This window comes from Kitasatospora sp. YST-16 (assembly GCF_026802215.1).
GTDB lineage: Bacteria > Actinomycetota > Actinomycetes > Streptomycetales > Streptomycetaceae > Kitasatospora > Kitasatospora cineracea.
This window is the reverse complement of sequence record NZ_CP113837.1, coordinates 3593220-3613661: the sequence shown is the minus strand read 5'-3', so window position 1 is coordinate 3613661 and position 20442 is coordinate 3593220. Positions and strand designations below refer to the sequence as shown.

The 20442-nt window shown below is 74.3% G+C and carries 17 protein-coding genes and 1 pseudogene; 9 read left to right on the top strand and 9 right to left on the bottom strand.

Annotated features, from left to right (window positions below):
* The first annotated feature begins 19 nt into the window (after positions 1–19).
* Entirely contained in the window at positions 20–547 is a 528-nt protein-coding gene (locus OU787_RS16510) for an NUDIX domain-containing protein (protein WP_268659791.1), read from the top strand.
* A 6-nt stretch (positions 548–553) separates the two neighbouring features.
* Here OU787_RS16510 and OU787_RS16505 read toward each other — a convergent pair whose 3' ends face one another.
* Positions 554–1615, bottom strand: a complete 1062-nt coding sequence (locus OU787_RS16505; protein ID WP_268659790.1) for a globin domain-containing protein — start codon at positions 1613–1615, stop codon at positions 554–556.
* On the opposite strand from OU787_RS16505, the gene OU787_RS16500 reads away from it, so the two are divergent.
* Positions 1601–2098 (top strand): hypothetical protein, encoded by a 498-nt coding sequence (locus OU787_RS16500; protein ID WP_268659789.1) that lies wholly within the window; start codon positions 1601–1603, stop codon positions 2096–2098. The genes OU787_RS16505 and OU787_RS16500 overlap by 15 nt on opposite strands.
* Before the next feature lie 167 nt (positions 2099–2265).
* Here the strand turns inward: OU787_RS16500 and OU787_RS16495 are convergent.
* The 3 genes and pseudogenes from OU787_RS16495 to pdhA form a co-directional block, all read right to left on the bottom strand.
* A pseudogene (locus tag OU787_RS16495) lies at positions 2266–3575 on the bottom strand (dihydrolipoamide acetyltransferase family protein).
* On the bottom strand, positions 3575–4597 hold the full coding sequence (locus tag OU787_RS16490; RefSeq protein ID WP_268659788.1) for an alpha-ketoacid dehydrogenase subunit beta: 1023 nt from the start codon (positions 4595–4597) through the stop codon (positions 3575–3577). Before OU787_RS16490 ends, OU787_RS16495 begins: the two are co-directional and overlap by 1 nt.
* Positions 4594–5748 carry a pyruvate dehydrogenase (acetyl-transferring) E1 component subunit alpha gene (gene pdhA, locus OU787_RS16485; RefSeq protein WP_442788481.1) on the bottom strand — a complete coding sequence of 385 codons (1155 nt, stop codon included), beginning with the start codon at positions 5746–5748 and terminating at the stop codon, positions 4594–4596. Before pdhA ends, OU787_RS16490 begins: the two co-directional genes overlap by 4 nt.
* Positions 5749–5895: 147 nt before the next feature.
* On the opposite strand from pdhA, the gene OU787_RS16480 reads away from it, so the two are divergent.
* The gene (locus tag OU787_RS16480) at positions 5896–6363 is read left to right on the top strand and encodes an Lrp/AsnC family transcriptional regulator (RefSeq protein ID WP_030462992.1); all 468 of its coding nucleotides are present in this window, start codon (positions 5896–5898) and stop codon (positions 6361–6363) included.
* 69 nt (positions 6364–6432) lie between these two features.
* Here OU787_RS16480 and OU787_RS16475 read toward each other — a convergent pair whose 3' ends face one another.
* From OU787_RS16475 to OU787_RS16465, 3 genes are read right to left on the bottom strand one after another with little or no spacing between them, the layout of a single operon-like run.
* On the bottom strand, positions 6433–6942 hold the full coding sequence (locus tag OU787_RS16475; protein ID WP_268659786.1) for a hypothetical protein: 510 nt from the start codon (positions 6940–6942) through the stop codon (positions 6433–6435).
* Positions 6939–7523, bottom strand: coding sequence for a TetR/AcrR family transcriptional regulator (locus OU787_RS16470; RefSeq protein ID WP_030462990.1), 585 nt, complete (start codon positions 7521–7523; stop codon positions 6939–6941). Before OU787_RS16470 ends, OU787_RS16475 begins: the two co-directional genes overlap by 4 nt.
* A gap of 47 nt (positions 7524–7570) precedes the next feature.
* Positions 7571–8611 (bottom strand): glycosyltransferase family 2 protein, encoded by a 1041-nt coding sequence (locus tag OU787_RS16465; RefSeq protein ID WP_268659785.1) that lies wholly within the window; start codon positions 8609–8611, stop codon positions 7571–7573.
* Positions 8612–8760: 149 nt separating this feature from the next.
* Between OU787_RS16465 and OU787_RS16460 the strand changes: the two genes are divergently transcribed.
* The 3 genes from OU787_RS16460 (at position 8761) to paaN (ending at position 12711) form a co-directional block, all read left to right on the top strand.
* Positions 8761–10026, top strand: a complete 1266-nt coding sequence (locus tag OU787_RS16460) for a glycosyltransferase family 39 protein (RefSeq protein ID WP_030462988.1) — start codon at positions 8761–8763, stop codon at positions 10024–10026.
* 127 nt (positions 10027–10153) lie between these two features.
* A complete protein-coding gene (locus OU787_RS16455) occupies positions 10154–10915 on the top strand; it encodes a hypothetical protein (protein ID WP_268659784.1) in 762 nt (253 codons plus the stop codon).
* Between the two features lie 101 nt (positions 10916–11016).
* Positions 11017–12711 (top strand): phenylacetic acid degradation protein PaaN, encoded by a 1695-nt coding sequence (gene paaN, locus OU787_RS16450; RefSeq protein WP_268659783.1) that lies wholly within the window; start codon positions 11017–11019, stop codon positions 12709–12711.
* 21 nt (positions 12712–12732) lie between these two features.
* On the opposite strand, the gene OU787_RS16445 is transcribed toward paaN, so the two are convergent.
* The gene (locus OU787_RS16445; protein ID WP_268659782.1) at positions 12733–13611 is read right to left on the bottom strand and encodes a hypothetical protein; all 879 of its coding nucleotides are present in this window, start codon (positions 13609–13611) and stop codon (positions 12733–12735) included.
* A 320-nt stretch (positions 13612–13931) separates the two neighbouring features.
* Entirely contained in the window at positions 13932–15167 is a 1236-nt protein-coding gene (locus OU787_RS16440) for a dolichyl-phosphate beta-glucosyltransferase (RefSeq protein WP_327059390.1), read from the bottom strand.
* A 129-nt stretch (positions 15168–15296) separates the two neighbouring features.
* Here OU787_RS16440 and OU787_RS16435 point away from each other — a divergent pair, with 129 nt between their 5' ends.
* The 3 genes from OU787_RS16435 (at position 15297) to OU787_RS16425 (ending at position 20409) form a co-directional block, all read left to right on the top strand.
* Positions 15297–16772 carry an FAD-dependent monooxygenase gene (locus tag OU787_RS16435; RefSeq protein WP_268659781.1) on the top strand — a complete coding sequence of 492 codons (1476 nt, stop codon included), beginning with the start codon at positions 15297–15299 and terminating at the stop codon, positions 16770–16772.
* A gap of 188 nt (positions 16773–16960) precedes the next feature.
* On the top strand, positions 16961–19129 hold the full coding sequence (locus OU787_RS16430) for a protease pro-enzyme activation domain-containing protein (RefSeq protein ID WP_051817567.1): 2169 nt from the start codon (positions 16961–16963) through the stop codon (positions 19127–19129).
* A gap of 248 nt (positions 19130–19377) precedes the next feature.
* On the top strand, positions 19378–20409 hold the full coding sequence (locus OU787_RS16425) for a hypothetical protein (RefSeq protein ID WP_081967222.1): 1032 nt from the start codon (positions 19378–19380) through the stop codon (positions 20407–20409).
* Positions 20410–20442 lie beyond the last annotated feature (33 nt).

Genomic DNA, 20442 nt, shown 5'->3' with positions numbered 1-20442 from the left:
CGCCCCGGAGGTGGCAGCCATGTCGGGCCCGGTCCGTCCTGTCGTCAAACGCACCGCCCGCGCGATCCTGCTGGAGGTCGACCCGGACGACCCGCACGCGCCCGCCTCGCTGGTGCTGATCCGCCGGGTCCGCCCCGGCTCCCCGCACCCGTACTGGATCACCCCCGGCGGCGGCGTCGAGCCCACCGACCCGACGGTGGTCGCCGCCCTGCACCGCGAGGTGGACGAGGAGTTGGGCGGCAAGGTCACCGACGTGGTGCCCGCCTTCGTCGACACCGTCGCGCACTCCCACCACGAGGACGGCACCCCCGCGCACCCGCACGGCGTCAAGGTGCAGCACTTCTTCGTCTGCCGGCTCGCCGCGCTGGACGCGTCCCGCCGGCACGGCCCCGAGGTCGAGCAGCCCAACGGCGAGTACGCGATCGTCCGGGTCCCCTTCACCCGCGAGGGCGTCACCTCGGTCAACGTCGTCCCTCCCAGCCTGCGCGCCTACCTCGCCGCCAACATCGAGGGCGTCCGCGCCCTGCTCGCCCCCGACCTGGGCTGACCGCCCTCAGTCCGCCCGCGCCGCCAGGTCGTGCCGGACGCTCCCCTCCGGCACCCCGCAGCGCCGCAGCACCGCCGCCCCGGCCCGCACCATCGCCGCCGGGCCGCTCAGGTACGCCGCGAAGCCGTGCCAGGGCGCGTACCGGGCCACCACCTCCGGCAGGTCCCCGACCAGCGCCCCGGCCGGTGCGCCCGCCGGCTCCGACACCACCGGACGCACCGTCAGCCAGGAGTGCCGGGAGGCCAGTTCGCGCAGCTCCTCCAGCCGGTACAGCTCGGCGGCCCGCCGCGCCCCGTAGAACACCTCCACCCGCCGCCCGGCCGCCCCCCGCTCGGCGACCTCCTCGACCAGCGCCGCGACCGGCCCGATCCCGGTGCCGCCGCCCAGGCAGAGCAGGTCCTCCCCCGCCGCGTGGTCCACCGTCATCGCGCCCTCCGCCGCCCCCAGCCGCAGCACGTCGCCCGGCCGCGCCCGGTGCACCAGCGCGTTGCTCACCCAGCCCGCCTGCACCGCCTTCACGTGCAGCGTCAGCAGCCCGTCCGCCCGCGGCGCCGAACCGAACGAGTACGGCCGCCACACCCGCGGCCACCACGGCGTCTCCACCGCCGCCCACTGCCCGGCCCGGAACGGGTACGCCTGGTCCGGACGGAGCGTCAGCACCGCGACGTCCCGGGTGGCCCGGCGGTGCTCCACCACCTCGGCCTGCCACCACGGCGGGGCCGAACGGGCCTCCTCGTCCGCGCCCTCCGCCATCAGCCGGGCCACCAGCGCCAGCAGCCGCCGCCAGGCCGCCTCGGTCCGCCCGTCCCAGCCGCTGCCGCCGTACCGGGCCAGCGCCGCCACCAGGCAGTCCGCCGCCGAGGCGTAGTACCGGGGCAGCGCCCCGTACTTGCGGTGCCGCCGCCCCAGCGGGCCCAGGTACTCCCGCAGCGCCACCGGGTCGCCCGCCCGGGACGCGCACAGCCGCAGTGCCCGGAACAGCCGGGTGCGCTGCTCGTCCATCGCCGCCGGGAACATCGCCCGCAGCTCCGGGTGGCGGAGGAACACCAGCGCGTGGAAGTGCGCCATCGCCCGGTCCGCGTCCGCCGCCACCGCGGCCAGGGCGGCCCGCACCAGCACCAGGTCCTCGGCCCCCGGCGGCTCCGGCACCGGCCCGGCCGCCCCGGCCGGCTCCAGCGCGGGCGGCGGCTCGACGGCCGCCGGCACCCCCAGGCCCGGCTCCACCGGTCGTCCGGGCCGACCCGGTTCAGCGCCGGCGCCGGGGCCTGCCGCAACAGCGGCGCGGACGGTGCCGGAGCAGCCGTCGCGGGCACCGTCGGCGCCCAGGTCGGCTTCGCCGGGACGGCCGGCACCGGCACCAGCCCCGCCGCGCCCACCGGCACCACCGGTGCCACCGGCCCCACCGGGAACGGGAGCGCGGACGGCGAGACGGCCGGGAACACCGCCGCGGCCGGGGGCTGCTCCGCCGGGCCCGACGGCTCCCGCTGCTCCGGGGCCGTCGGGGCCGTCGGGTCCCCGTCCTTCGACGACCGGCTCCCCAGGACGAGCTGACGAGTGCTCAAGAGAATCGTTTCGCTTCCGATCGGCCTGTGTACTGACGCACCAGCACAGTGACACCGACCGGACAGATCGTCCGAAGAATCCGGCGAACCCCGGACACCCGGGCCGTCCACCCGCTACCCTCGCCCGCCGCGTCCTACCGCGCTCCCACAGCGCTCCTACAGCGCCCGCAGCAGCGTCCCCGGGCGCTCCACGCAGTCCGCGACGAACCGCAGGAAGCCGCCGGCCGTGCCGCCGTCGCAGACCCGGTGGTCGAAGGTGAAGGACAGCTGGGTGACCTGGCGGACCGCCAACTCCCCCTCGTGCACCCACGGTTTGGGGGTGATCCGGCCCACCCCGAGCATCGCCGCCTCCGGGTGGTTGAGCAGCGGCGTCGAGCCGTCCACCCCGAACACGCCGTAGTTGTTCAGCGTGAACGTCCCGCCGGTCAGCTCCGCCGGGCCCAGGCTGCCCGACCGGGCCCCCTCGGTCAGCCGGGCCAGCTCCGCCGAGAGCCGCTCGGTGCCGAACTGCCGGGCGTCCCGGACCACCGGCACCAGCAGGCCGCGCGGGCCCTGCGCCGCGAAGCCCAGGTGCACGGCGCGGTGCCGGCGCACCGCCTCGCCCTCGACGCTCGCGTTCAGCTCGGGGAAGCGCTCCAGCCCGGCCAGGCAGATCCGGGCCAGCAGCGCCAGCACGCTCACCTTCGGTCCCGGCACCTGGTTCAACTGGGCCCGCAGCGCCATCAGTTCGGTGGCGTCCGCGTCCACCCAGCAGGTCGCGGCGGGGATCTCCCGGTGACTGCGGGTGAGCTTCTCGGCCACCGCCCGGCGCAGCCCGCGCAGCGGCACCAGCTCCTCGTCCGGTCCGGTTCCACGTGGAACAACGACCGGCTCGGGGGCCGCAGTTGCCTCGATCGCCCGCTCCACGTCCCGCCGGGTGACCAGCCCGTCCGGGCCGCTGCCGGCCACCGCGGCCAGGTCCAGCCCGTGCTCCCGGGCGATCCGGCGCACCAGCGGCGAGATCACCGCCACCAAGGCCGGAGCCGCCGCCACCGGAGCCGCCGCCACCGGGGCGACCGGAGCCGGAGCCGCAGCCGCAGCGGGTACGGCCGGGGCGGCCGGAGCGCCCCGGGCAGCACCCGCCGCCGTCCGGCCCGCCGGGCCTCGGCGACGCCGTAGCCGACCAGCGGCCGCTCCACCGCGGGCTCGCCGCCGCCCCCGGAGTCCCCGGGCCCGGGCGCCACCGCGACGGTCACCAGCGGGGCGCCGACCGGCACCTCCTGCCCGACCTCGCCGTACCGCGCGGTCACCACCCCGCCGTACGGGCAGGGCACCTCGACCACCGCCTTGGCGGTCTCCACCTCCACCACCGGCTGGTCGACGGCGATCACCTCGCCGACCTCGACCATCCAGCGCACCACTTCCGCCCCGGTGAGTCCCTCACCGAGGTCGGGCAGCGTGAACTCGCGGACCACCGCCACCGCCATCACTCCTCCCACTGCAGCCGTGCGACCGCGTCCAGGATCCGGTCCACCCCGGGCAGGTGGTGGTGCTCCAGCATCGGCGGCGGGTACGGGATGTCGAAGCCGGTGACCCGCAGCACCGGCGCGGCCAGGTGGTGGAAGCACTTCTCGGTCAGCCGGGCGGCGATCTCCGCCCCGGCCCCGCCGAAGCCGGCCGCCTCGTGCACCACCACGGCCCGGCCCAGCGAGCGGACCACCTCGCAGGCGGTGGCCTCGTCGAACGGCACCAGCGAGCGCAGGTCGAGCACCGCCAGGTCCCAGCCCTCGGCCTTCGCGGCCTCGGCGGCCTCCAGGCAGACCGGCAGCGAGGGCCCGTAGGTGACCAGCACCGCCGAGGTCCCGGGGCGGCGCAGCACGGCCTTCCCGATCGGCGCGACGGCCGTGGCCGGGTCCCACTCGGCCTTGCCCCAGTAGAGCCGCTTGGGCTCCAGGAACACCACCGGGTCGTCCGAGGCGATCGCCTCCCGCAGCAGCCCGTACGCGTCGGCGACGGTGCCGGGGGTGACCACGTGCAGGCCGGGGGTGTGCGCGTAGTACGCCTCGGAGGCGTCGCTGTGGTGCTCGACGCCGCCGATGCCGCCGCCGTACGGGATCCGGACGGTGATCGGCAGCGGGAGCTTCCCGGCGGTGCGGTTGCGCATCTTGGCGACGTGCGAGAACAGCTGCTCCATGGCCGGGTAGGCGAAGGCGTCGAACTGCATCTCGACCACCGGTCGCAGCCCGTACATGGCCATGCCGACGGCGGTGCCGAGGATGCCGGCCTCGGCCAGCGGGGTGTCCAGGCAGCGGTCGGAGCCGAACTCGGCGGTCAGGCCGTCGGTGATCCGGAAGACGCCGCCGAGCGCGCCGACGTCCTCGCCGAGCACGTGCACGGTCTTGTCGGCGTGCATGGCGTCGCGCAGCGCGAGGTTCAGGGCCTGCGCCATGGTGCCGGTGCGCAGACCGTGCTGGTCGCGGCCGGACTGCTCGCGGGTGGCGGTGGTCATCGGCCCTGCACCTCGGCCTCCGCGGCGAGCTCGGCGGCCAGCTGCGCGGCCTGCTCGCGCAACTGCTGGGTGGGTTCGGCGTAGACGTGCGCGAACAGCGACATCGGGTCCAGTTCGGGGTCGGCGTGGAACTCGGCGCGCATCCGGGCGGCCAGCTGCTCGGCCTGCTCGGCGGCGTCGGCGACCAGCTGCTCGTCGAGCAGGCCGCGCCCGCGCAGGGCGTCCTCCAGCAGCCGGACCGGGTCGTGCTGCTGCCAGGCCTCGACCTCCTCGGCGTGCCGGTAGCGGGTGGCGTCGTCGGCGTTGGTGTGCGCCTCGATGCGGTAGGTGAGCGCCTCGACCAGGGTGGGGCCGCCGCCGGAGCGGGCCCGCTCGACGGCCTCGGTGAGCACCTGGTGCACGGCGAGCGCGTCGTTGCCGTCGACCAGTCGGCCGGGCATGCCGTAGCCGACCGCCTTGTGGGCCAGGGTCGGCGCGGCGGACTGCCGGGTCAGCGGGACGGAGATCGCGTAGCCGTTGTTCTGCACCAGGAACACCACGGGGACGTGCAGCACGGCGGCGAAGTTCAGGCCCTCGTGGAAGTCGCCCTCGCTGGTGCCGCCGTCGCCGAGCAGGGCCAGCGCGACCGTGTCGTCGCCGGCCAGCCGGGCGGCGTGCGCCAGGCCGACGGCGTGCGGGACCTGGGTGGCCAGCGGGGTGCACAGCGGGGCGGTGCGGGTGGCGCGCGGGTCGTAGCCGGTGTGCGCGTCGCCGCGCAGCAGGGTGAGCGCCTGCAGCGGGTCGACGCCGCGGGCGACCACGGCGAGGGTGTCCCGGTAGGACGGGAACAGCCAGTCCTGGGGGCGCAGCGCGAGCGCGGCGGCCACCTGGCAGCCCTCCTGGCCGGTGGACGCCGGGTAGACGGCGAGCCGGCCCTGCTTGGTGAGGGTGGTGGCCTGCTGGTTGTAGCGGCGGCCGGCGACCAGCCGCCGGTACAGCTCGCGCAGCAGCTCGGGGTCGGCCGCGTCGGCGGCGGGGGTGCCCAGGACCCGGTGCGGCTCGGTGTCGGGCAGCAGCGGGGCGGGGTCGGTGCGGGGCGCGGTGGCGCCGGGGCGCCAGCCGGGGACGGTGTCGGCCTCGGCGGGCTGGTTCCTGTGGTCCAGGACGGTCATCTCGGGCACCTCCGGGGTGGTGGGGGCTCCCTACCGATTGTTCGGTCGTCTGTTCATCTTGACCATATCCCCGTCAAGACGGTGGACAGTCGGCCGAAAGGGAGGTCTGCTGGGGCCAGCACGTCCAATCACGAGGGATGGGGGGCCATGTCGGCTGAACAGGTGTCCAGACTCGACCGCGTCGACCGGTCGATCCTGCGGCTGCTGCGGCAGGACGGCCGCGCCTCGATCCGCTCGGTGGCCGAGCGGGTGCACGTGTCCCGGGCGAACGCGTACGCCCGGATCTCCAGGATGGTCGAGGACGGGGTGATCCGCGGCTTCACCGCCCGGGTCGACCACGAGAAGGCCGGCCAGGCCGCCTCCGCGTACGTCACGCTGCGGATCGTGCAGAACTCCTGGCGCACCGTGCGCGAGCAGCTGCTGCGGCTGCCCGGGGTGGCGCACATCGCGCTGGTCGGCGGCGACTACGACGTGCTGATGCTGGTCCACACCGACGACAACCGGGCGCTGCGCGAGCTGGTGCTGGGCAGCATCCAGTCCATCCCGGAGGTGCTGGGCACCCGCACCATGCTGGTGTTCGAGGAGACCGACCAGATCCCGGCCGACGGGCTGTAGGACCGCCGTCCCGGATCCGGCCGCTCAGTCCTGGCCGGCCGCGTCGACCGCTCAGTCCTCGCCGGCCGCTCAGTCCTCGCCGACCGCGACCACCACCACGGCGTACCCGCCGCCGATGCCGACCAGCGCCGCGTCGAAGGTGCACTCGGTGACGGACCGCCAGCCGCGGTGGGCCCCGCCGGGCGCGGGGTGCGCGGCGTGGCCGTTGGCCCGCCAGTCGGCGTCCGGGCCGAGCAGCGCGACCAGCGCCCCGGCGTCCGCCACCGCCCTCGGGTCCGGTCCGGCGTCGGAGCGGAACACCAGGTCCTGCCAGAGCGTGGCGGCCATCCAGTCCGCCGCCCGCGCCGCCGGGACGCGCACCTCCAGCCGCTCGTGCAGCTCCCGGTCGGTGCGCGGGCCGCCGTGGTCGCGGCAGTGCCCGCAGTGCGGGTGCAGCAGCCCGGTCGGCTCCAGCGCGTCCCAGCACAGCCGTCCGTGGTCGAGCCCGCGGTCCGGGCCGAGCACGGCCACCCGGTCGTTCTCCCGGGCCCACCAGGCCAGCCGCCGGCGCAGCTCCTTCGCTTCCTTCGGCCCGCTCACCGGGCGCGCAGCCCCTCGAAGGCGAACCGGGCGACCGCGTCGGGCAGGTGCTCGGCGCCGCGCTGGCCGGGCCGGTACCACTCGACCAGCGAGTTGACCGTGCCGAACAGCAGCCGGGTGGCCAGCCGGGGTTCGACGTCGGCGCGCAACTGCCCGGCGGTGACAGCGTCCTGGACCAGTTCGGCGACCCGGTGGTCGAAGTCGCGCCGCCGCTCCAGCGCCCACTGCTCGGTGGCGGTGTTGCCGCGCACCCGCAGCAGCAGCGTCACGTACGGCAGTTCGGCCAGCAGCACCTCGGCGGTGCGGCGCACCACGTGCTCCAGCCGGTCCACCGGGCGGCCCGCGGTGGCTTCCGGCTCCTCCAGGATCGTGAACAGCGCGTCCAGGGCCCGGCCGACGGCGAGGCGCAGCAGTTCCTCCTTGCCGCGCACGTGGTGGTAGATCGAGGACTTGGAGATCCCGGCGGCCCTGGACAGGTCCTCCATCGAAGTGCCGTCGTAGCCGCGTTCGTTGAAGACCCGCACGGTGACGGCGAGCAGCGATTCGACGGTGTAGGCGGCGCGCGCGGGGTGATCGGCCATGCGTCGAGTATCCCCGGCGCCCGCCCGTCCCGCCCCGGCGGGTGCCCTCAGGCCCCGGGCCGCCCGGCGGGGTCGCGGTCGGCCGCGGCCCGGGCGGCGGGGGCCGCGGCGGGGGTGGCCCGGGCGGCGGGGGCGGCCGGTCCCGCGGTGTCCTCGGCGACGAAGTAGGCGGGCCGGCGCTGCACCGAGGTGTAGATCCGGGCCACGTACTCGCCGAGCAGGCCGACGCAGATCAGCTGCACCCCGCCGATGAACAGCAGGCCGACGAAGAGCGAGGTCCAGCCGGGCACGGTGGCGCCGAACAGGTAGACGGTCAGGCAGAAGGCCAGCAGCAGCAGGCAGGTGAAGAAGGCGACGGTGCCGAGCCAGGTGGCCAGCCGCAGCGGGGCGGCGGAGAAGCCGGTGACGCTGTCCAGGGCGAGCCGGACCATCTTGGTCAGCGGGTACTTGGTGCTCCCGGCGACCCGCTCCTCGCGCACGTAGCGCACCTCGCCGCTGGGGAAGCCCAGCCAGGGCACCAGCAGCCGGTAGACCCGCTGCTGCTGGTCCGGCAGTTCCTTGAGCGCCTCGACGGCCTCCCGGCTGAGCAGCCGGAAGTCCCCCGCGTTGGACGGCACCTGCTGCCCCACCAGGCGGCGGATCAGCCAGTAGTAGCCGCCGGCCGTCCAGCGCTTGAAGCCGGTGTCGGTGGAGCGGTCCTCGCGCACCCCGTAGACGATGTCCAGGCCCTCGGCGCGGGCCAGTTCCAGCATCTCGGGGATCTTCTCCGGCGGGTCCTGCAGGTCGGCGTCGATGCTGGCCACGTAGGCGCCGACGGCGTGGTCCAGCCCGGCGGTCAGCGCGGCCTGGTGGCCGCCGTTGCGGCGCAGCCGGACCATCCGCAGCTCGGGCCAGTCGGCGGCCAGGTCGCGCAGCAGGGCGGCGGTCTTGTCGGCGCTGCCGTCGTCGACGGCGAGCACCTCGTAGCGGGCGCCGAGGCCGTCCAGCACCGGGCGCATCCGGGCGGCGAAGGCGGGGAGGGCGTCCTCCTCGTTGTACATCGGGACGACCACCGACAGCAGGGTGCCCTCCGGTGCAGGTGCACTCATGTGTCTCTCCCGCCGCTGGGTGTCGTCCGTCCGATGGTGGGGAGTGTAGTCAGGTGGCCGTCCCGTCAGGTACAGACCAGCGGTACGTACCGTAGGCTCGCCCGAGCACCCGGGCGGCCCGGCGGGGCCCGAGACCCAGACAGGACCTGATGGAGATGGCAGCGAGCCCCGACACCGAAGTGGTCGAGCGACCCGATCCGCCCGTGGACGGCGACGCGCCCGCCGCCGGCCCCCGCGCCTGGCTGCGGCACGTCCTGGCCGAGTACGGGCCGGCCCTGGCGGCGTTCGCGGCGGTCCGGCTGATCGCCTTCACCTCTTTCATGTGGCTGCTGTCCTGGTCCGGGGAGTACCTGACGAAGGACCCGCGGTTCGGCGGCGGCAAGAACGTCTGGGACGTGCTCGGCGGCTGGGACGGCTGGTGGTACCAGCAGGTCGCGCAGAACGGCTACGACCCGAAGCTGCTGCCGTCCACCTCCGGCCCGTGGACGCTGGAGCAGAACTCGGTCGCGTTCTTCCCGCTCTACCCCGGCATGATCAAGATGGTCTCCGCGGTGACCGGCCTGAACTCGCTGGGCGCGGGCATCGTGGTCTCGGTGCTGTCCTCGTTCGTCGCGGCGGCCGGCATCTACGCGGTGGCCAAGCTGATCGCGGGCCACCGGGCCGCGGTGATCGCCGCCGCCGTCTGGGGCGTGTTCCCCGGCTCCGGCGTCGAGTGGGCGGTCTACTCGGACTCGCTGTTCGTCGCGCTGGCCGCCTGGGCCTGCTACTTCGTGATGACCCGCAACTGGCTGGCCGCGGGCGTCACCTCCTTCGTCGCCGGGCTGAACCGGCCGACCTCGGCCGCGCTCGCCGCGGGCGTCGGGGTGGCCGCGCTGATCGCGCTGTGGAAGCGCCGCGACGGCGTGCTCGGCCCGCTGGCCGCCCTGGTGATCGCCCCGCTCGGGTTCGCCGGCTACATCGCCTGGGCCAGCTGGCGGATGGGCAGCATGACCGCCTACTTCGACCTCCAGCGCGGTGCCTGGCTGCACTTCTTCGACTGGGGCAAGCACACCGGCAACGTGATCACGAACCTGCTGTTCGGGCACCACGACTACATCTTCGGCTACCCCACCGAGGACCTGATCGCGCTGTTCCTGGTGTTCTCGCTGCCGATCCTGATCTTCCTGCTGGTCCGGATGCGCCCGCCGGTCTTCCTGCTCGTCTACACCGGCATCACCCTGGTGCTGGTCCTCGGCAGCCAGCAGATCTTCGGCAACACCTCCCGCTACCTGCTGCCCTGCTTCCCGCTCTTCCTGCCGATCGCGGTCGCCCTCAAGCGGCTCTCCCGGGCCTCCCTCGCGTTCACCCTGGGCACCGTCGCGGTGGCCTCCGGCTGGTACGCCGGCTACGTCCTGTTCGAACTGGGCATCCCGTAAGGATCCCTAAAGGACGGTCAAGAACACCTGAAGGGGGCGGCTCCGGTGCGCGGAGCCGCCCCCTTCCTGCCACACTCGCGCGTTCCGGGCTCTTCGTCCTCCCCCACGCCCCCCGAGGAACCACGCGATGCGCACCCGCCGGCCGCTGGCCGCCACCGCCCTGTCCGCCCTCGCCCTGTGCGCGCTGACGGCCTGCGGGCCGGACCACGAGAAGGGCGCCGCCGCCCCGTCCGCCCCCGCCGCGCCCTCCGCCGCCGCCCCGGCCCCGACCGGCACCCCGCTGGCCGACCTGCCGGTGGCGGACGTCGTGGCCGGGTCGCGGGCCGCGGGCGCCGCGCTGACCGGCCTGACCCTGACCGTCAGCGTCCCCGGCCACCGGGACGGCCCGTTCAACGGCACCTTCGCCGAGGACGGCGCGGGCGCCTGCACCGGCCGGTTCACCGTGCGGGACAAGGGCTCGGCGGAACTGCTGCGCAGCGGCGGCCGGGCCTGGATCCGGCCGGACAAGGACTACCTGGCGGTCGCCCTGCCGGACGCCCCCGCGGCGGCCGCCGGCAAGTGGCTGCCGGTGGAGGGCGGCGTCCCGGACTACACCTCCTTCTGCGACCTGGGCGTCCGGATGGCCCGGCAGGTCGGCCTGGACACCGACGGCAGCCCGGGCAGGGACCTCGCCAAGGCGGGCACCGAGCAGATCAACGGGGCCGCGGCGGTGGTCGTCACGATGACCGACCGGGACGGCACCCCGGTCCGCTACGCCGTCGCCGCCCAGGGCGAGCCCCGGCTGCTGGCCGCCGAGAGCGGCTCCGGCGCGACGACCGTGCGGCTCGGCGACTTCGACCGGCCGGTGCAGGCCGCCCCGCCCGCCGAGGACCAGGTCTTCCGGCGCTGAACCGGCATCCCCGCGCACGGGACGGGGCCGGGGGCCTTGCACCGACCGATCGTTCGGTTACGCTGAGGAGCGTCCCGCCCCGCCCCCGTGAGGAGCGCACCATGGCCGCTGCGACCCCTGCCCTGCCGGTCGCCGAACTGCTCGCCCGCCACCAGGACACCCTCGACCGTGCCCTGGCCGCGATCGCCACCCGCGACTACTGGTCGCCGTACGCGGAGTTCCCCAAGGCCTACGGGGAGAGCGCCCCCGCCGACGGCAAGGCCGCCTTCGAGGCCCTGCTGGGGCGGGAGTTCGACCTCCCCGGCCACCCCGCCGGCAGCGCGCCGGTCGGCTCCGAGACCTCCCCGTACGGCCTCGAACTGGGCATCGGCTACCCGCACGCCGAGCCGGACGCGCTGCTCGGCGCGCTGGAGGCGGCCCGGCCCGGCTGGGCCCGGGCCACCCCCGCCGAGCGGGCCGCGGTCTGCCTGGAGGTGCTGGCCCGGATCAACGCCCGCTCGCACGAGTTCGCGCAGGCCGTGATGCACACCACCGGCCAGGCGTACGGCATGGCCTTCCAGGCCGGCGGCCCGCACGCCCAGGACCGCGGCCTGGAGGCGGTGGCGTACGCGTACGCCGAGCAGACCCGGCTGCCCCGTTCGGCGAGCTGGACCAAGCCCCAGGGCAAGCGCGAACCCCTGGTGATGACCAAGGAGTTCACCGCCGTGCCGCGCGGCACCGCGCTGCTGGTCGGCTGCAACACCTTCCCGACCTGGAACGGCTACCCGGGCCTGTTCGCCTCGCTGGCCACCGGCAACGGCGTGCTGGTCAAGCCGCACCCGCGCGCGGTGCTGCCGCTGGCGCTGACCGTGCGGATCGCCCGCGAGGTGCTCGCCGAGACCGGCTTCGACCCGAACCTGGTCTGCCTGGCCGCCGAGCCGGAGGGCGCCGCCACCGCCAAGGTGCTGGCGCTGCGCCCGGAGGTGAAGCTGATCGACTACACCGGCTCCACCGGCTTCGGCGACTGGCTGGAGGACAACGCCCGGCAGGCGCTGGTGTACACCGAGAAGGCCGGCGTGAACACCGTCGTCCTCGACTCCACCGACGACTACCGCGGCATGCTGAACAACCTGGCGTTCTCGCTCAGCCTGTACAGCGGCCAGATGTGCACCACCCCGCAGAACCTGCTGATCCCGCGCACCGGCATCCGCACCGAGGACGGCGAGCGCAGCTACGAGCAGGTGGTGGCCGACCTGGCCGCCGCCGTCGAGGGCCTGCTCGGCGACGACGCCCGGGCCGCCGCCGTCCTGGGCGCCGTGGTCAACCCGGGCGTGCTGGCCCGCAGCGCCGCCGCGGCCGGCGGCGAGTACGGCGAACTCGCGCTCGCCCCGCGGGTGGTGGCCTCCGCCGAGTTCCCGGGCGCGACCATCCGCACCCCGGCCCTGGTGAAGGCCGACGCCGACAAGCCGGACGACCGCGCCCGCTTCCTGGCCGAGTGCTTCGGCCCGGTGGCCTTCGCGGTCGCCGTGGAGTCCACCGCCGCCGCCGTCGAGCTGCTGCGCCGCACCACCGTCGAGCACGGCGCGATGACGGCCGGTGCCTACACCACCGACCCGGCCGTCGAGACCGCCCTGGTCGAGGCCTGCCTGGACGCCGGCGTCTCGCTCTCGCTCAACCTGACCGGCGGCGTCTACGTCAACCAGACCGCCGGCTTCTCCGACCTGCACGGCACCGGCGCCAACCCGGCCGCCAACTCGGCGTACTGCGACGCCGCGTTCGTGGCCAACCGCTTCCGCACCGTCGAGGTCCGCAAGTAACCCGGTCCCGCTCCGCTGGGCCTACCCGGTGAAGGTGGCGGGCAGGCCCAGCGGCAGGGCGGCCTTCGCCGCCCGCATCGCCTCCCGCACCCGGGCCATTCCCGCCCGGGTGGTCGCGTTGTTGCCCGCCGCGGGTGTTCGGGGTGCCAGGCCCGCGCAGGAGAGGCAGATCCCCGGGCGGGGGACGGGGTCGTGGCAGCTGCCGCACTCGCTGTACCGGGCCGCCGCGGCCCGGGGTGCGGGCACCGGCGGCATCTTGCGGCGCAGCCGGTCGCGGAGCACGGCCACCGGGGAGTGCAGCGGCACCGGCAGGCCGGGCAGCAGCGCGGTGGCGAGGTCGGCGGGGGTGGCGCCGCGCTCCTGCCACAGCACGACCAGCGGCGCCAGCCCCTCGGCCTCCGCCTGCCCGATCCGCAGGCGCGGCTCCGACCGGACCACCTGCAGCAGCAGGGCCGCCGCCGCCCGGGCCCGCTCGTCCAGCACCCTCGGTGCCACCGGCTGCACCGGTTCCGGTGCGGGGAGGGAGGGTTCTTTGCCCGGGTCCTTTGTCAAGGCTTCGGCGACGGGGGCGGCCGGTGCGCCGGGTCCCGCAATGGGGACACCCGGGAGCTGCGGGGTGTCGAAGACGTGGTTCTCGCTGATGATCGTGCCGTCGTCCAGCTTGATCTTCTCGACCCGGTAGTACCCGGCCCGCACCAGTTCCTTCAGTGCCTTGTAGATCGCCCGCCGGCCCTGCGGACTGCTGTCCGCCATCTTCCGGCCGTCCTCCCGCCGGCCGTCCGGCCGGGAGAGCAGATCCGCGAGCAGACCGCGGGCGGTGTAGGAAAGCTGCCGGTCCTGCAACATCACGTTGGGCAGCACGGTGAAATTGCGCGCGTGGGCGCTACGATGAACGTGCATGGGGAGCTGTCGACTCCTGGTGCCAGGCCCCGGGGTGTTAGAGCACCGCCGGGGTCCACTATTTTCCCTTGTGACGGGGAACGTAGCACACGCACCACCCGGGAACAGACCTGCTCAGCGGGCGATCGTTCCCGCCCATTTCCGATCCTGACCAGTCGTCAAACAGCAGTCACGACAAGCAGGTTGCGACATCAACCGGCTGGTGGCGGGGAAGCTGCCCCGGGCAACGGAAGCGGGCCCGGACGCCGTCCCACAACGGCGTCCGGGCCCGCGGCCCTGTCCCGGAGGGGGGAGGGGACAGGGAGCTTTCGTGAACTTCCCTACGCGCGCCGGGGGTTGAACACCCACACCCGCAGCAGCACGAACCGCACCACCGTGGCGGCCGCGTTCGCCGCCACCAGCACCGCCAGCTCCACCCCGTGCCCGGCGTCCGGCGAGGCCGCGTGCAGCACCGCGACGGCGCCGCTGGTGAGCACCAGGCCGACCAGGAAGGCCAGTCCGCCCTCCAGTTGGTGCTTGAGGGCGTCCCGACGGCCCGTCACCCCGAAGGTGAAGCGCCGGTTCGCGGCGGTGTTGAACACCGCGGTGACGGCCAGCGCCAGCGCGTTGGCCACCAGCGCGGGCAGCGGCTGCCGCAGCCCCAGGTAGAGCAGCAGGTACGCCAGCGTGCACAGGCCGCCGATCACCGCGAAGCTGACGGACTGCCAGCCCAGCCCGGGCGGCACCTGCGCCTGCCGCACCCGGTCCGGCAGGTCGACGCTGCCCTTGCCGGCCAGCGTGCGCCGGGCCACCCGGGCCATGCCCTTGAGGTCGTCGACGACCGTGCGGACGATGTCGACCCGGCTGTCCGGGTCGTCCACCCAGTCCACCGGCACCTCGTGGATCCGCAGCCCGGAGGCCTCGGCGAGCAGCAGCAGCTCGGTGTCGAAGAACCAGGCGTTGTCCTCGACCTGCTCCAGCAGCCGCTTGACCACCTCGGTGCGGCCCGCCTTGAACCCGCACTGGGCGTCGGAGAACTTGGCCGCCATGGTGGCCCGCAGCAGCAGGTTGTAGGTGCGCGAGATGAACTCCCGCTTGGGCCCGCGCACCACCGCCGAGCCCCGGTGCAGCCGGCTGCCGATGGCCAGGTCGCTGTGCCCGGACAGCAGCGGCGCGACCAGCGGCAGGAAGGCCTCCAGCCCGGTCGACAGGTCGACGTCCATGTACGCCACCACGTCGGCCGCGCTGTCGCCCCACACCTGCCGCAGCGCCCGCCCGCGCCCTTTCAGGTCGAGGTGCACGGCGCGCACCGGCCCGAGCTCGGCGGCGAGCGCGGTGGCCACCTCCCAGGTGCCGTCGATCGAGGCGTTGTCCGCCACCGTGATCAGGTAGTCGTACGGGAACGTCTCCGACAGGTAGGCGTGCAGCTCACGGACGCACCGCTCCAACGAGTGCTGCTCGTTGTACACGGGTACGACGATCTCCACGAGCCTGGTCCTCACCACGGTGTCGGCCCGGTCCCGGCCGCCGGCCACCGGGACGGGGCGCGTGGTCCGGCGCATCGCTGGCTGTGTCATGGGAAGGAGGTTCACAGCCCCTGATGGGCCCGCGATGATGGCAGTCTGAGAGCGCGCTGAGAACCCGGGCGACGTGGACTCCGGTCCGGTGACCACCGGCCTCTGCGGCATGACGAACGGGAGAGACGGATGTCCGAGACGGAGTTCACCGCGGACGTACTGGTGGTCGGCGCCGGCCCGACCGGCCTGCTGCTGGCGGGCGACCTGGCCGCGGCCGGCCTGCGGGTCACGGTGCTGGAGAAGCGGGCCGAGGAGTCCGGCCTGACCAGGGCCTTCGCCGTGCACGCCCGGACGCTGGAACTGCTGGACGCCCGCGGCCTGGCCGACGAGCTGATCGCCACCGGCCGGGCGATGCCCTCGCTGCAGGTGTTCGGCCGGCTCCGGGTCGACCTGGCGGGCCTGCCCACCCGTTTCCCGTTCGTACTGGTCACCCCGCAGTACAACACCGAGCGGGTGCTGCGCGAACGGGCCGTCAAGGCCGGTGCCGAGCTGCTCCGCGACGCCGAGGTGACGGGCCTCCGGCAGGACGGCCGGGGCGTGACGCTGACCGCCCGGACCGCCGGCGGCGAGCGCTCCTTCCGCTCCCGCTACGCGGTCGGCGCGGACGGCGTCCGCTCCTCGGTGCGCGACCTGCTGGGCATCCCGTTCCCCGGCGAGGCCGCGGTGCGCTCGGTGATGCTGGCCGACGTCCGCCTGGAGCGGGAGCCGGACGAGCCGCTGACGGCCGGCGCGGGCGAGGCCGGGTTCGCCTTCCTGGCCCCGTTCGGCGACGGCTGGTACCGGGTGATCGGCTGGAGCCGCGAGCACCAGGTGCCGGACACCGAACCGGTCGCGCTGCCCGAACTCGCCGACCTGCTGCGCGAGGTGACGGGCCGTGACCACGGCGTGCTGGAGGCCCGCTGGACCTCCCGCTTCCACAGCGACGAGCGCCAGGCCCCCAGCTACCGCTCCGGCCGGGTGTTCCTGGCGGGGGACGCCGCGCACTGCCACTCCCCGGCCGGCGGCCAGGGCATGAACACCGGCCTGCAGGACGCCGCCAACCTGAGCTGGAAGCTGGTCGCCACGGTCCGCGGCTGGGCCCCCGACGCCCTGCTGGACACCTACCAGACCGAGCGCCACCCGGTCGGCCGGGCCGTGCTGCGCTCCTCCGGCGCCCTGGTCCGGCTCGCCCAGGGCCGGCACGCCCCGACCCGGGCGCTGCGCTCGGCGCTCGGCGCGGCCGCCGGCCACCTGGGCCCGCTGGCCGAGCTGGGCGCCAAGCAGGTCTCCGGCATCGGGCACGCCTACCCGGCCGAGAAGGGCGCCCACCCGCTGGTCGGCCGCCGCGTCCCGGACCTGCGGCTCGCGGTGGACGTGCCCGGCGGCCCGGCCCGGCTGCACGAGGCGCTGCGCTCCGGCAGGGCGGTGCTGGTCAGCAACGACGAGCTGTCGGTGGCCGACTCCTGGGCGGACCGGGTGGTCACCGCGGCCCCCGCGGACCCGCACGGCAAGCTGCGCGACACCGTGCTGCTGGTCCGCCCGGACGGGTACGCGGCCTGGGCCTGCGCCGACCCGACCAGGGGCGAGCTGCGGGCGGCGCTGAGCCAGTGGCTGGGCCGCCCCTGATGTCCGGTTCTCTTCACTGATCCCCGGAAAGGGAATTCGGTTCATACACTGAATTCCCTTTCCGTTTCACAGTTGACTGTTTTTTAATAAGCAATTGCTCAGGCATGGGCCTTTTCCTGCGAGTTCTCTGAGAGATTCTGGCGAGCGTTTTCGAAACCCGGAACGCCCCCATATTTCCGGAGGAGCCCGTGCGACCCCGCTCGCTCGCCCTTGCCGCCGCCCTCGCGGTCCTTCCCCTCACCGCCGTCACCCTGGGCAGCTCCACCGCCCAGGCGGCACCGACCCCGAACGCCAGCGCCCGGGTGGCGCTGCCCCAGACCGTCACCCCGGCCGTCGCCCGCTCCCAGAAGCAGGGCGACGTCCCCGCCGACCGCCGGATATCCGTGGCGGTCTCGCTGAAGCTGCGCAACACGGCCGAACTGGACCGTTTCCTGGCCGCGGTCGCCACTCCGGGCACCGCCGAGTACGGCCACTACCTGACCCCCGCGCAATTCACCGAGCGGTTCGGTCCGACCGCCGCCGACGTCGAGCAGGTCCGGGCGTTCCTCACCGCCCAGGGCCTGAAGGTCGACTCGGTCAGCACCAACCGCCAGGTGGTGAACGCCACCGGCACCAGCGCGCAGGTCGCCGCCGCGTTCGGCACCCACGAGTCGACGTACACCGACCCGCAGCAGAGCGGCCGGGCGTTCTTCGCCAACGACGCCGCCGCCTCGGTGCCGGCCGCGCTGGCCGGCGTGGTCGAGGGCGTCAGCGGCCTGAACGACCACACCGTGCGCACCACCCGGATCGCCAAGCCGAACGCCGCGACCCCGCACGCCACCCCCTCCGGCTTCGGCCCGGCCACCTACGACGGCGCCTACCGGCTGAACCAGCTGGGCGCGGACGGCACCGGCTCCACCGTCGCGCTCTGGGAGTTCGACGGCTACAAGTCCTCCAACCTGACCACCTACGACAGCCAGTTCGGCCTGTCCGGCCCGGCGGTCAGCACCGTCTCGGTGGACGGCGCGAACTACGACTCGGCGCCCGGCCAGGGCCAGGGCGAGGTGGAGCTGGACTCCGAGATCGTCCGCGGCGTCGCCCCGAAGGCCACCCAGCTGGTGTACGAGGCGCCCAACAGCGACCAGGGCGAGATCGACATGGCCGCCAAGATCGTCGCGGACAACCGGGTCTCGGTCATCTCCATCTCCTGGGGCTCCTGCGAGCCGGACACCACCGCCTCCTCGATGACCGCGGTGAACAACTCCTTCAAGCAGGCCGCCGCCCAGGGCATCTCGATCTTCTCGGCCTCCGGCGACGACGGCTCCCGGGACTGCACCCGCTCCACCTCCGGCTCCACCGTGAAGGCCGTGGACTTCCCCGCCTCCAGCCCGTACAACACCGGCGTCGGCGGCACCAACCTGAAGGTCTCCGGCACCACCTACAGCTCGGAGAGCGCCTGGTCGACGGCCGGCGGCGGCGTCTCCACCCAGTTCGCCAAGCCGACCTGGCAGACCGGCACCAACGTCACCGGCACCATGCGGACCGTCCCGGACGTCTCCTCCAACGCCGACCCGAACAGCGGCTTCGCCATCTACACCCAGGGCTCCAGCAGCCCCGGCTGGCAGGTCTACGGCGGCACCTCGGCGGCCGCCCCGCTGTGGTCCGGCTTCGCCGCGCTGTACAACCAGAAGGCGCTGGGCGCCGCCAAGCCGGTGCTCGGCGAGGCCAACCCGAAGATCTACGCGGTCACCAACTCGTCCTCGTACGGCAGCGCCTTCCACGACGTCACCAGCGGCGCCAACCAGGACTTCTCCACCAAGACCGGCTACGACCAGGTCACCGGCTGGGGCACCCCGATCGCCGACGGCCTGGCGAACGCCCTGCTCGGCTCCGGCGGCACCACCCCGCCGCCCACCGGCTCCTGCACCGCCGCCCAGCTGCTCGGCAACCCCGGCTTCGAGACCGGCACCGCCAGCCCCTGGACCGGCACCTCCGGCACCATCGACAACTCCACCTCCGAGCCCGCCCACAGCGGCTCCTGGAAGGCCTGGCTGGACGGCTACGGCTCCAGCCACACCGACACCCTCTCCCAGTCGGTGGCGGTCCCGTCCGGCTGCAGCGCCAAGCTGAGCTTCTGGCTGCACGTCGACACCGCCGAGACCACGACCACCACGGCGTACGACAAGCTGACCGTCTCGGTCAACGGCACCACCGTCGCCACGTACTCGAACCTCGACAAGAACACCGGCTACGCGCAGAAGACGGTGGACCTGTCCTCCTACGCCGGGCAGACCGTCACGGTGAAGTTCAACGGCGTGGAGGACTCCTCGCTGCAGACCTCCTTCGTGATCGACGACACCGCGCTCAACGTGTCCTGACCCCGCGTCCGCCCCGGCGCCGGGAGACCCTCCGCGGGTCTCCCGGCGCCGGTGTGTCAGGAGTGTTTCCTGTTCGCTCCGCCCGCGAAATACTTGTCGTGACCACTGTCATATGTCCTGATTGATGACGTAGCCTCTCAACCCTCAATAGGGTTCCCACACGCTCGGCGGCGCACCTCCGATGCCCGTCGACACACCGTGGAGCCGGGGGCGAACCCGCCGAACCCGCCGGGTGGGGAAGGTGTCGCATGGGCTCACAACAACCGCAGCACTCCGGCCGGCTCCGACTGGTCGGCCAGCGCGAGCACAGCGGCGAACGGTCTTCCGGTCCGGGCGGCCAGGGCGGCGAGCAGTCGCCGCCCGGCATATCCGTCCCGCCGGCCTTGCCGAGCGGCTTCGCCGACGTGCTCAACGCCGCCATCGAGACCAGCGGGCTCAGCCTCGACCGGATCCGCGCCGCCCTGGCCAAACAGGGCGTCAGGATCAGCGTCACGACCCTCAGTTACTGGCGGCGCGGCCGCAGCCAGCCCGAGCGCGCCACCTCGCTGCGCGCCGTCCACCTGCTCGAGGAACTCCTCGGCCTGCGGCACACCGCCCTCACCTCGCTGCTCGGCCCGCCCCGCCCGCGCGGCCGCTGGGTCACCCAGGGCCCGGCCCCCGACGGCCTGCGGGTCGAGCAGGTCTGGCCCGGCGAGGCCGAGATCGCCGAGGTCTTCACCGAACTCGACGCCCCGCCGGCCGGCCAGCTGGAGCGCCAGTCCATCCACGACTCCTACTACGTCGACGCCTCCCGCCGCGGCCACCTGCTGCGGATGCGCCAGGTGGTCCGGGCCACCGTGGACGGCGTCACCCGGCACGTGGTGGTCCACAAGGCCGACGAGGGCGTCGACACCTGCCCCGAGATCACCTCCGTCCGGCACGCCCGCCTCGGCCGGGTCCGCCGCCGCCCGCTCAACGGCCTGCTGGTCGCCGAACTGCTGCTGGACCGGCCGCTGGCCCTCGGCGACTCCACCGTCCTGGAGTACGAGGTGCACATCCCCGACTCCGGACCGACCATCGACTACGGACGTTTCTTCCCCACCCCGGTCCGGGAGTACGTCCTCCAGGTCCACTTCGACCCCGCGTCCGTCCCCGTCCAGTGTGAACGCTTCGACCGCGCGCCCGGCACCGAGGTCGACCGCCACCGCGAGCCGCTGTGGATCGGCGCCTCGGCCAGCGCCCACGTCCTCACCGCCGACCAGCAGCCCGGCCAGGTGGGCATCCGCTGGCAGTGGGAGTAGCCCTCGCCTCCCCCCTCCCTCTCCCTCCGCTTC